The sequence below is a fragment of the Myxococcus sp. AB036A genome (assembly GCF_006547355.1).
Lineage (GTDB): Bacteria > Myxococcota > Myxococcia > Myxococcales > Myxococcaceae > Myxococcus > Myxococcus virescens.
Genome location: NZ_VHLC01000033.1, coordinates 72,786 through 83,830 on the forward strand (window position 1 = coordinate 72,786; position 11,045 = coordinate 83,830).

Annotated in this window: 10 protein-coding genes; 7 read left to right on the forward strand and 3 right to left on the reverse strand. The window is 69.5% G+C overall.

The features are described 5' to 3' along the window. Positions 1-81 precede the first annotated feature (81 nt). The 6 genes from FL344_RS16020 to FL344_RS16045 all read left to right on the forward strand — a co-directional run bounded on the left by FL344_RS16020 (position 82) and on the right by FL344_RS16045 (position 6,214). Positions 82-1,017 (forward strand): proline racemase family protein, encoded by a 936-nt coding sequence (locus tag FL344_RS16020; RefSeq protein ID WP_141619143.1) that lies wholly within the window; start codon positions 82-84, stop codon positions 1,015-1,017. Next, positions 1,014-2,150, forward strand: a complete 1,137-nt coding sequence (locus FL344_RS16025; protein ID WP_141619144.1) for an FAD-binding oxidoreductase — start codon at positions 1,014-1,016, stop codon at positions 2,148-2,150. Before FL344_RS16020 ends, FL344_RS16025 begins: the two co-directional genes overlap by 4 nt. Beyond that, positions 2,143-2,412, forward strand: a complete 270-nt coding sequence (locus FL344_RS16030; protein ID WP_141589912.1) for a (2Fe-2S)-binding protein — start codon at positions 2,143-2,145, stop codon at positions 2,410-2,412. Before FL344_RS16025 ends, FL344_RS16030 begins: the two co-directional genes overlap by 8 nt. Then, positions 2,405-3,682: an FAD/NAD(P)-binding oxidoreductase gene (locus FL344_RS16035; protein WP_141619145.1), complete on the forward strand. Its 1,278-nt coding sequence runs from the start codon at positions 2,405-2,407 to the stop codon at positions 3,680-3,682. The genes FL344_RS16030 and FL344_RS16035 overlap by 8 nt, the downstream gene beginning before the upstream one ends. Continuing rightward, positions 3,679-4,569, forward strand: a complete 891-nt coding sequence (locus FL344_RS16040) for a dihydrodipicolinate synthase family protein (RefSeq protein ID WP_141619146.1) — start codon at positions 3,679-3,681, stop codon at positions 4,567-4,569. The genes FL344_RS16035 and FL344_RS16040 overlap by 4 nt, the downstream gene beginning before the upstream one ends. Before the next feature lie 70 nt (positions 4,570-4,639). After that, positions 4,640-6,214 (forward strand): aldehyde dehydrogenase (NADP(+)), encoded by a 1,575-nt coding sequence (locus tag FL344_RS16045; RefSeq protein WP_141619147.1) that lies wholly within the window; start codon positions 4,640-4,642, stop codon positions 6,212-6,214. Between the two features lie 41 nt (positions 6,215-6,255). On the opposite strand, the gene FL344_RS16050 is transcribed toward FL344_RS16045, so the two are convergent. Continuing rightward, positions 6,256-8,490 (reverse strand): M9 family metallopeptidase, encoded by a 2,235-nt coding sequence (locus tag FL344_RS16050; protein WP_141619148.1) that lies wholly within the window; start codon positions 8,488-8,490, stop codon positions 6,256-6,258. A 137-nt stretch (positions 8,491-8,627) separates the two neighbouring features. Here FL344_RS16050 and FL344_RS16055 point away from each other — a divergent pair, with 137 nt between their 5' ends. Further along, complete coding sequence (locus tag FL344_RS16055; protein WP_228557879.1) at positions 8,628-9,431, forward strand: AraC family transcriptional regulator; 804 nt, start codon at positions 8,628-8,630, stop codon at positions 9,429-9,431. 51 nt (positions 9,432-9,482) lie between these two features. On the opposite strand, the gene FL344_RS16060 is transcribed toward FL344_RS16055, so the two are convergent. Beyond that, positions 9,483-10,478: a hypothetical protein gene (locus FL344_RS16060; protein WP_141619149.1), complete on the reverse strand. Its 996-nt coding sequence runs from the start codon at positions 10,476-10,478 to the stop codon at positions 9,483-9,485. Between the two features lie 72 nt (positions 10,479-10,550). After that, positions 10,551-11,045 (reverse strand): hypothetical protein (locus FL344_RS16065; protein ID WP_228565095.1); only part of this gene is annotated, 495 nt, incomplete at its 5' end.

Here is an 11,045-nt window from a genome sequence, read left to right on the forward strand (position 1 = left end):
TGCGGCCGAATCTCTCAAGAAATAGCACCCCGGGACTCCTAGGGTGGCGCATGAGAGGCCCAGGTAGCGGGAGCGGCTCGCATGCGGCGCATTCGTGTCATCGACAGTCATACCGGGGGAGAGCCCACGCGCGTGGTGACGGACGGAGGCCCGGAGCTGGGAGCGGGCGACCTGGCGAGCCTGCGCGAGCGCTTCCGCGAGAAGTTCGACGCCTTTCGCAAGGCCATCGTCTGCGAGCCCCGTGGGTCCGACGTCATGGTGGGCGCGCTGCTGTGTCCGCCTGCCAGTGCGTCGAGCGTCGCCGGCATCATCTTCTTCAACAACATCGGCTATCTCGGGATGTGCGGCCACGGGACCATCGGCGTGGTGAAGACGCTGGAGTACCTGGGGCGCATCGGTCCTGGCGTCCACTCGCTGGAGACTCCCGTTGGCGTGGTGAAGGCCACGCTGCATCCGGATGGGCGCGTCAGCATCGCCAATGTGCCGAGCTACCGGTGGGCGCATGACGTGGCGGTGTCCGTGCCGGGACATGGCGAGGTGCGCGGCGACATCGCCTGGGGCGGCAACTGGTTCTTCCTCTCCCGCGCCACGCATCTGCCGCTGGAGCTGTCACGGACTCCCGCGCTCCTGGCGTACACCTCCGCCATCAAGCAGGCGCTCTCGGACCAGGGCATCACCGGGGAGGGCGGCGCGGAGATCGACCACGTCGAGCTGTACGCCCCCTCTCCGACGCCGGGGGTGGATGCTCGCAACTTCGTGCTCTGTCCAGGGCTGGCCTATGACCGCTCGCCCTGTGGCACCGGGACGAGCGCGAAGGTCGCGTGTCTGGCCGCCGAGGGTGTGCTCGCGGAAGGCGCGACGTGGGTGCAGGAGAGCATCCTCGGCAGTCGCTTCGAGGCGCGCTACGTCCGTGACGGTGCGCGCATCCTGCCCACCATCACCGGCACCGCGTCCGTCAACGCGGAGGCCACGTTGCTGGTGGACCCGACGGACCCCTTTGCCTGGGGCATCGGATGAACGCCTTCGACTGCGTCATCGTCGGCGGTGGCATCGTCGGCGCGGCGCTCGCGGATGTGCTCAGCGCCGACGGCGTATCGGTGGCGCTCGTCGAGGCGCGGTCCATCGGTGCGGGGACGACGGCGTGCGGCATGGGCCACCTGGTGGCCATGGATGACAACGCGGCGGAGCTCGCGCTGACGTCGTGGTCCGTGTCGTTGTGGCGTGAACTCGCGGATGGGCTGCCTCGCGCGGTGGAGTACGACGCGTGTGGCACCCTCTGGCTCGCCGCCGATGACGAGGAGATGGCCGCTGTCTCCGCGAAGGTGGCCAACTACCGCGCCGCGGGTGTCCGTACCGAGGTGCTCGACAGCGCGGCGCTCCATGAGGCCGAGCCCGCGCTTGCTCCGGGACTCGTGGGGGCGCTGCGTGTCGTGGATGATGCCGTGCTGTATCCGCCGCTCGCCGCGCGGACCTTCGCGCTGCGTGCCCAGGCTCGGGGTGCGCGGCTGATGACGGGGTGTCCGGTTCGGGAGCTGCGCCCGGGAAGCGTCGTGCTCTCCCATGGGGAGGTGCTGACAGCACGGCACATCGTGCTCGCGGCGGGCGTGGCCAGTCCCGCACTCTGCCCTGGGCTGCCCATCTCTCCGCGCAAGGGACACCTGCTCATCACCCGGCGCGGGGCGCCCGTGGTGCATCACCAACTGGTGGAGTTGGGCTACCTCAAGAGCGCGCACGGCACGGACGGCGCTTCCGTGGCGTTCAATGCCCAGCCGCGTGTCACGGGGCAACTTTTGCTGGGCTCGTCGCGACAGCCGGGCGATGCGACGCGCGAGGTGGACGCGGCGCTCCTGGAGCGCATGCTGAAGCGCGCGGCCATGTTCCTTCCGGGGCTCGATGGCTTGCAGGCCCTGCGCGTCTGGACAGGGCTGCGTCCGGCGACACCCGATGGTCTGCCCTTGCTGGGGCCTCATCCAGAGAAGCCGTGGCTCTGGCTGGCTTGTGGCCATGAGGGGCTCGGTATCACCACCGCCACGGGCAGTGCGCGACTGGTGGCGGACCAACTGCTCGGGCGCACCAGCGCCATCGACGCGCGTCCGTATTCACCCGCGCGCTTCCTGACGGTGTCCTCCCGGGAGGTCGCTCATGCGTGAGCCCGCGTCGAAGGCCACCACGCGCGTCACCCTGCGCATCAACGGACGTGCTGTCACAGTACCGGTGGGAACGTCGGTCGCGGCTGCGCTGGCGATGACGGACAGCTTCGTCAGTCGCGCCGACTTGAGCGGGCGCCCCCGCGGGCCCCTCTGCGGAATGGGCGTCTGCTTCGAGTGCCGAGCCACCATCGATGGTGTGCCCGAGGTCCTCATGTGTCTGACACCGTGCCATGAGGACCAGGAGGTGGTGACCGATGCGTGAGGCCTGTGACCTCGTGGTCGTCGGCGCCGGACCTGGCGGACTCGCCGCCGCTTGCCGTGCGGCCGAGGCGGGGCTGGAGGTGCTCGTCCTCGACACCCAGCCCGAGCCCGGGGGCCAGGTCTGGAGAGGCGAGGCCCGAAAGGGCGCGAATCGCCTCGCGCGCCGGTGGCTCACCCGCTTCGCCGCGTCGGGCGCTCGCTTCCGTCCAGGCGCCCGCGTCGTCGCCGCGCCCGAGCCGGGAGTGCTCCTGGTCGAAGAGGGCGCCTCCTCGTTCGCGGTGCGCTACGGCCGCGCGGTGCTCGCCACCGGCGCACGCGAGCGCTTCCTCCCGTTCCCCGGTTGGACACTGCCGGGCGTGCTGGGCGTCAGCGGCCTCCAGGTGCTCGTCAAGGATGGCCTCCCCATTCGCGGCAAGCGCGTGGTGCTCGCCGGCACGGGCCCGCTGTTGCTCGCCGCCGCCGCGACGATTCACGCCCACGGTGGCGAGGTCCTCTACATCGCCGAGCAGGCCTCCGCCACGAGCCATTGGGGCTTCGCCCTCCAGCTCTGGCGGCACCCGGCCAAGCTGCTCCAAGGCGCCTTGATGTCCGCGGCGCTCATCCGCGTGCCCACGTCCACGGACGCCTGGGTCATCGCCGCCGAAGGCGAGGACCGGGTGGAGTCGGTCCGCCTGGCCGTGCGCGGTCGCGAGGAACAGTTGCGGTGCGACTACCTGGGCGCGGCCTACGGGCTCGTGCCCAATCTAGAAGTGGCCCGGCTGCTGGGCTGTGAGACCTCGGCCGGCGCGGTGGTCGTGAACGAGCGCCTGGAGACGCGCGTCCCCAAGGTCCACGCCGTGGGCGAGCTGCTCGGCATCGGCGGCGTGGACCAGGCGCTCGTCACCGGAGAGCTGGCCGGACTCGTCGCCGCGGAGCAACCCATCCCCGTCGAGTTGGAGCGCACCTGGCATCGCGTCCGCGCGTTCGCCGCCCAGCTCGCGCGGCATGACGCTCCACGCGCGGAGCTGCGACGACTGGCCACGCCGGACACGCTGCTGTGCCGCTGCGAGGACGTGCCCCTGTCCGCGCTGGAGGGCTGTCAGAACCTGCGCGAGGCCCGGCTGTACGCCCGGCTGGGCATGGGCGCCTGTCAGGGCCGCACCTGCGGCACGGCGGCGCAAACCCTCTTCGGCTGGTCGGGCGAGGACGTGCGCCCACCGTGTCTTCCCGCGCGCATCGGCAGCCTGCGCCTTCCCTCGGACGTTTCCTCTACCCACACGAGAGAGTCATGAACCTCTGGACTGGTGTCCTCCCCGCCATCACCACCCCCTTCAACACGGACCTGTCCGTCGACCACGGCGTGGTGCGCTCACACGTGCGCTGGCTGGTGTCGCAGGGCTGCACCGGCATCATCCCCTGCGGCTCACTGGGCGAGGGCGCGACGCTGAGCATGGAGGAGAAGGCCGCGGTGATGCGCACGTGCGTGGATGCGGTAAAGGCGCCCGTCATCCCGGGCATCGCCGCCCTGTCCACGGCGGAGGCCGTGCGGCTGGCTCGCGCCGCGGAGGAGGCGGGCTGCGCCGGGCTGATGGTGTTGCCCCCGTATGTCTATTCCAGCGACTGGCGCGAGATGAAGGCCCACATCTCCGCCGTCCTTCGCGCCACGAAGCTGCCGTGCCTGCTCTACAACAACCCCGTCGCCTACAAGACGGACTTCATCCCCGCCCATCTCGCGGAGCTGGCCGCCGAGCATGACAACGCGGTCGCCGTGAAGGAGTCCTCCACCGACGCCCGTCGCGTCACCGCCATTCGCGCCCTCCTGGGAGACCGGCTGGCCGTGGGCGTGGGCGTGGACGACTGCCTCGTCGAGGGCGTGGACGCGGGCGCGCGCTTCTGGGTGGCGGGGCTGGTCAATGCGTTCCCCGCCGAGTCCGTGCGACTGCTCGAGCTGGCTCTCGCCGGAAAGAAGCAGGCCGCGTTCGAGCTGTACCGCTGGTTCCTGCCGCTCTTGCGCCTGGACACCGTCACCAAGTTCATCCAGCTCATCAAGCTGGTCCAGCAGGAAGTCGGCTGGGGCCACGAGCGGGTGCGTGGGCCTCGGCTGGAGCTGGCGGGTGCCGAGCGCGAGGAGTGCCTGCGCGTGCTGCGCGAGGCCCTGGCGAACCGGCCCGCGTTGTAGTGCCCCGTCGCGAAGTGTCCTGTAGCGAAGCTGGAGGGGCGATGGGCCCCTCCCGGAGTGAGGTCGCCGAATGAGCTGGATGGGACTGTCCTTGATTGGCGCCGAACGCGGCGAGCCCGGTGGGCCGACGTTCACCGGCTGGAATCCCGCGGAGGGCGTGGCGCTCGAGCCTCGCTTCCACGGCGCGCGGCCCCAGGAGGTGGAGCGGGCCTGCGTGCTCGCGGAGCAGGCCGCCCCCACACTCGCGGCGCTGTCCTCGCGTCAGCGCGCCGTGTTCCTGGAGCACGTCGCCGAGGCGCTCCTCGCGGCGGAAGCGGACTTCCTCGCCGTGACACCAAAGGAGACCGGACTTCCCCCCGCGCGCATCCAGGGAGAGCTGGGCCGCGCGGCCGGACAGTTCCGTCAGTATGCCCGGCTGCTGGCGGAGGGCAGTTGGGTGGATGCGCGCATCGACCGGGCCCTGCCCGAACGCCGTCCCTTGCCGCGTCCGGACCTGCGCTCCCTGCTGCGCCCCGTGGGGCCGGTGGCCGTGTTCGGCGCGAGCAACTTCCCGCTCGCGTTCTCCGTCGCCGGAGGTGACACCGCGTCCGCGCTGGCCGCGGGCTGTCCCGTCGTCGCCAAGGCCCATCCCGCGCACCCCGCGACGTCGGAGCGCGCGGGCCTGGCCATCCGCGCGGCCGTGGCGGCGTGTGGGCTGCACGAAGGCGTGTTCTCGCTCCTGTTCGACGCGGGCACGGAGGTGGGCGCCTCGCTCGTGAGTCACCCCGCCATCCGCGCCGTCGGCTTCACGGGCTCTCGTGGCGGAGGACGCGCGCTGATGGCGCTGGCCGCCGCGCGGCCTGTCCCCATTCCCGTCTTCGCGGAGATGGGCTCCATCAACCCCATCTTCCTCCTGCCGGAGGCGCTGGCCGCTCGCCCCCAGGCGATGGCGGACGCGCTGGCCGCGTCCATCCTCCAGGGCGCGGGCCAGTTCTGCACCTCGCCTGGCCTGCTCGTGGCGGTGGAGGGCCCGGGGTACGAGGTCTTCCGCGCGCGGCTCGCGGAGAAGCTGGGGGCCGCCTCGGCCGCGCCCATGTTGACGCCCGCCATCGCCGAGCGCTTTCGCGAGGGCGTGAGCCGTCTCGCCGCTCGCACGGACACGCGGACCTGTGCACGGGGGGAGTCGAAGGCCGCGCTGGGCGCCGCCACGCTGTTCGAGGCGGAGGCCCGCGTGGTGCTCGCCGAGAGCGCGCTCACGGAAGAGGTGTTCGGAAGCTGCGCGGTGCTGGCGGTGGCGCGTGACGCGGCGGAGCTGGTGCGCGTGGCCTCCAGCCTGGAAGGCCAGCTCACCGCGACGGTGATGATGGACGCGGGAGACACGGCGCTGGCCGCCGAGCTGCTCCCCACGCTGTCGGACCGCGTGGGACGCGTGCTGATGAATGGTGTCCCCACGGGTGTGGAGGTCTGCCCGGCCATGGTGCATGGCGGTCCCTTTCCGGCCAGCTCGGATGGCCGCTTCACCGCCGTGGGCACGGGCGCCATTCGCCGCTTCGTGCGGCCGGTGTGCTACCAGGACGTGCCGGACGCACTGCTCCCGCCGGAGCTGCGCGATGCGAATCCCCTGAACCTGTGGCGAACGGTGGAGGGGGTCCTGAAGCAGGAGTGACTCCCAGGTGCCCTGTCTTCACCCGGGAGTCCCCCCGGGCTTCACGGCGCCGCGTCGAAGCGGGCCTCCAGCTTCACGCCCGCGAACGCCGCGCGGGCCCTCACCATGGCGTAGTAGTAAACGCCGGTCAGCGGCGAGGAGATGTCCACCACCTCGTCGTTGCCGGCCAGATACGGCCGGTAGTCATACGCCGTCGTCGACGGCCACTGATTGGCGCGGACGTAGAGGTCCGCGTTGCCCGTGCCGCCGCTCATCTGGAAGCGCAGGTTGCGCGCGCCGGCGGGCACCCAGAGATAGAAGTACTGGATGTCGTTGCCGGCCAGCGGGCCCCGGTAGCAGCCGTTGTCCAGCATCCGGGTGTCCGCGCCCGTGCACTGCGTGCCGGTGCCAGGCCCCGGGCCCGGATTCGCGCAGGTGCTCGGGTCGGCCGCGGTGGAGACGCAGTCAATCCACTCGTGGAACTCCGCGTCGTTCGCCGAGCCCAGGCTGTCCAGCGACGTGCGATACCCGGAGTAGTTCCCCGCGCGGAACTGGCCGACGAAGGTGTCCACCTGCGCCGGGTGGCGCTCGAACATGAAGCGCACCGCGAGGTAGCCCCAGTAGTACACGCGCTCGGTGCCACTGTTGTAGTCGTTGCGCAGAATCTGGCTGAGCTGGAAGCGCTTGCTGGTGCCCAGCTCCACCGCGGACGCGTTGTCGTCCTTCTTGGAGACGTACTCACCCAGCCCTTCAATCCACCAGATGGTGGGCTGGCTGATGCTGTCGCCGAAGCCGCCCTTCATGTTGAAGCGGCCATCCAGGTAGTGGACGTACTCGTGGCGCAGGTTCCAGATTTCGAACGCGGGCCGAACCCACTCCGCCTCGTAGGCGATGAAGCGGGCCTGATTGCCGGACGCCGCCGGGTCTCCCTCCAGGTACATGCCGCCGTTGTTCGTGTCGATGCCGAACAGCGCGCCGGCATACGTCTGGTAGTCCAGGCTGCTGTCGAAGATGACCATCTCCAGCGACGTGTTGTTGTCGCTGGCGACGGGCAGGCGGCCCGTCTTCAGCTTGTCGTGGAAGTAGGACTCCTGCGTGGCGAGCTGGTCGCAGCTCTGCGCGAGCTGGGTGGCCGTCATCTCCTGGGCGCGCATGCGCAGCGTGGCGCCGCAGTTGTGCGTCACGCGGAGCACCGCCTGCTCCAGCGTCCGCCGGAAGTCGCAGATGCCGTAGTACGCGCAGTTGGCGCCGTCGTAGAAGTCGGCCATCTCCGCAGCGCCCACCCAGACGCCCGCGGTGGGGCCCATCATCGAGTGGCTGGTGATGAGCGCCTTCACCTTGGGGCGCGTCTTCGTCTGCAGCGTCCCCGGATACTGGAGGAAACGGGACAGCTCGCGGGCCGCGTTGACGGAGAGGTACTGGTTGTCGGTGCCCAGCAGGTGCTCGGTGCGCAGGCCGAACGAGTCCAGCGAGTCGATGATGGACGGGTCCTGCTGCACGGCCGCCACGAAGTCGTCGTTGTAGTGGCCGCGGAACAGCCCGACGAAGACGTTGTTGGTGGCGCTGCGCATGTACCAGAAGGCCAGGGTGGTGTCGTTGAAGCGGTCCAGCAGGCCCTTGAAGGTGCCCAGGTGCCGCGCGTTCTCCCCCGCGCTGTCGATGAGCGTGACGAACTCATGCAGCACCGCGCCGTGGTCGTCGTTGACGTCCCGGAAGTGGCTGTTGGCCACGAAGGCGGCCAGGGCTGGGCGGATGGCGTTGGCCAGCGCCGTGCCGTAGCTGCCCACGACGTCCGGGGCGTAGTACTGCACGTAGTACCCCGCGCGCAGGAACATGATGAGCTGGAGCGTCTGGCCGTTGTTGTTGCCCCCATAGCCTTGTGAGCTGGTGGTGAGCGCGTTGGCGATGGTGACCATCTTGCTCTCGATGAACACCTGCCGGGCGAGCGTGCCCGTGACGCTGAACAGCGTGTTGATGCACTCCGTCGTGGAGCCCTTCACCAGCGTGACGAGCGCCGTGCCGGTGGCGGACCCGAAGGCCGCCGTGTCACACGCCAGCAGAAGGCGCTTCGGTGCCGGTGGGGTGAGCGCCTGACGCAACTGCTGCGGGGGGACATCCGGCTGCCGCTCGTCGGGCTGGATGCGTTGGTGCGCGTGCTCCAGTCCATGGACGCGCTGAGCAGGCTCGGCCGGGAGAGGACCTCCGGGGCGCGCATCCGCTCCGGGTGCGAACAGGGCGAGACAACAGATGGCGAGGACGATGTGACAGCGACACCAATCAGCGATTGGACTGCGCATGGCTTCGTGCTCCTCGAATGGGGGGGCTTGCCGCACGGTGTCGTCCGTTTCGAGTGACACCGACGTGGGTTTCACGCGGTGTTCAAGGTATTCATGAGCACGTGTGACATTCTTGTGTCTTTCCCATGTGGGGACGAATGGAAACCACCAAGACGCGTGAAACCTTGGAGCACTGGCGGATGGGCTTCATGGGGCGGGTGGCGAATCCGCTGTTCGCGGAGGAGCTGTTCGACCGGGTGCCGGACATCGTCTTCTCGGTGAAGGACATCCGGGGGCGCTACGTGTGCATGAGCGAGGCATGCGCGGAGCGCTGTGGCCTGAAGAGCAAGGCGGCGGCGGTGGGGCACACGGCGCACGAGCTGTTCCCCCAGCACATGGCGGACCGCTACGTGCGACAGGACGAGAAGGTGTTCCAGACGGGGCGCGCGCTCGTGGACAACCTGGACCTGACGTTGTTCAACAACCGCAAGCCGGGCTGGTGTCTGACGAGCAAGGTGCCGCTGTTCGATGCCACGGGCGAGGTGATGGGGCTGGCGTGTCTGTCCAAGGACGTGCACGAGCCGGGGCGCGCGGGGCTCGTGGACGAGCGCTTCGCGGAGACCATCGACTACATCCAGGCGAACTATGGGGAGCGGCTGCGCATCGACTCGCTGGCGCGGCAGGCGGGGATGTCCGCGGCGCAGTTCGAGCGGCGGATGCGGCGCATCTTCCAGCTGTCAGCCGGGCAGTTCATCATGAAGACTCGCATCGACGCGGCGGCGGAGCGGCTGGTGGAGGATGCGCAGCCCATCGCCGCCATTGCCCTGGCGGTGGGGTTCTGTGACCAGAGCGCGCTGTCGCGCCAGTTCAAGCAGGTGACGGGGTTGAGCCCGCGACAGTACCGGCAGTTCGTCGTCGCCACGTCCGCGCCGGGAGCGCCACGGAGCAAGCGGGCTCGCTGAAGCCAGGCCACCTGGCGTGACGTTCACGCCGGTGTAGCCACAGCACCCCGCTTAGAACCGCCCCGCCCGAGCCTGGTCGAAGTCCACGCGGTGCTTCATGTACAGCGTATCCAGCATGTGGTTGCTGATGGGGTTGGCATTCCCATCCGTGAACCGGTGCACCACCGCGCCCTTGCCCGCGTCCTTCAGGAAGGCCGTCGGGTCCATGCTCCCGCCCAGGCCGGTGAGCGTGGGCACCGGGTCCGCGTTGTTGACGTAGTGCACATACCTGGGCCCATCCACATACCGCGTGGACGCCGCGCCAAACGTTTCCACGCTCAGCTTGCCCAGCGTCTTCTCCACCTGCGCCTGGGACAGGCCGTCCTCGATGCGCAGCCGCTTCGCCACATCATCCAGCGCTCGCGCGGTGATGAGGCCACCCTGGCTGTAGCCCATGAGGTGCACCTCACGGCCCGCCTTCAACTCGCTGTAGAGCGTGTCCGCCAGTGTATCCACGGCGGGGTTGCGGCCCTTGTCCAGCTTGTCCGCCACACACTGCGCCAGGTCCGCCACCAGGCCCTGCGTCGCGTTGTGGATGCCCACCACCTTCGCGTCCGCCGTCTCCGCGATGGCCTGCATCTCACTCAACTGCCCCGACGTCGGCGTCATGATGCCGTTGACGTAGAGAATCGTCTTCGACGGGTTCGGGTTGTCCAATGGTGTCACGCCCGGGACGTCCTTCAGCGGCGTGCCGGGCGGAAACGTCTGCCCCCTGGCCCCCACGAACTTCCCGTCATTCATCCGGTCCGGCTTCGCATCCCCGCCGAAGATGCGCTTCAGCTCGTTCACATGCGCGGCCTGGAAGACGTCCTTGCCCATCTCGATGAAGCGGGGCACGTCGGCGATGCCGCCCTTGATGGCGTCCACCACCCCGCCCACCAGGGGGTTCTTCGGAGCCGCGGTGGGTGCCTTCACAGTCGGAGGGGTGACGGCGCTGCGGTTGCGGTCGATGGGGCTCACGAGGGCCTCCTGCCCGGTGGGGGACGGGTGTTCTCCCCATCTTCTCAAGCTTCCAGAGGGAAGTTGCGTCCTCCCACCTCGTGCGTGTCAATCCATACGGAGGGCACGCGACATGCCGCGTCAATGCGGCACGGGCGGTGAGGGCTCACGCGTTTCGGGGCCGTGGTGGTTCAGCGTCTGCTCCGCCTGCTCGCGATGGAGGCGCCGCGTGGCCGTCTCCTCCTCTTCCGTCCGCTGGCGCCGCTTCACCAGGCCCTGCGTCTCATCCACGAACCAGAACACCACCCGGAAGAAAGCCGAGATGACCGTGATGAGCAGCGCGGACAGCACCCAACTGAGTACGTAGCCCGGCCAGCCTCCCACCGTCACTCGAATGACGTTCGTCCCCGTGAGCGGCACCAGGACGAAGGCCACGTAGTGCGACACGCAATAGGGGCACGACGCCAGGTAGCCCAGCCACGTGTCCTTGCCCCCCAGCCGCGCGCGCAGCGGCGCGAAGATGCGCTCCCGGGACAGCGTCTGCGACACGCCCATCACCACGGCGGAGACTGCCAAGAGCTGGAAGAGGTCCCCCATGTCGCCAAGGTGGCGATGGCGCACCGGGCAAGAAACAGC

Excerpts from the sequence above, each read along its gene's own strand:
- FL344_RS16020 (WP_141619143.1), top strand. The coding sequence starts at position 82 with ATGCGGCGCATTCGTGTCATCGACAGTCATACCGGGGGAGAGCCCACG.
- FL344_RS16025 (WP_141619144.1), top strand. The coding sequence starts at position 1,014 with ATGAACGCCTTCGACTGCGTCATCGTCGGCGGTGGCATCGTCGGCGCG.
- FL344_RS16030 (WP_141589912.1), top strand. The coding sequence starts at position 2,143 with ATGCGTGAGCCCGCGTCGAAGGCCACCACGCGCGTCACCCTGCGCATC.
- FL344_RS16035 (WP_141619145.1), top strand. The coding sequence starts at position 2,405 with ATGCGTGAGGCCTGTGACCTCGTGGTCGTCGGCGCCGGACCTGGCGGA.
- FL344_RS16040 (WP_141619146.1), top strand. The coding sequence starts at position 3,679 with ATGAACCTCTGGACTGGTGTCCTCCCCGCCATCACCACCCCCTTCAAC.
- FL344_RS16045 (WP_141619147.1), top strand. The coding sequence starts at position 4,640 with ATGAGCTGGATGGGACTGTCCTTGATTGGCGCCGAACGCGGCGAGCCC.
- FL344_RS16050 (WP_141619148.1), bottom strand. The coding sequence starts at position 8,490 with ATGCGCAGTCCAATCGCTGATTGGTGTCGCTGTCACATCGTCCTCGCC.
- FL344_RS16055 (WP_228557879.1), top strand. The coding sequence starts at position 8,628 with ATGGAAACCACCAAGACGCGTGAAACCTTGGAGCACTGGCGGATGGGC.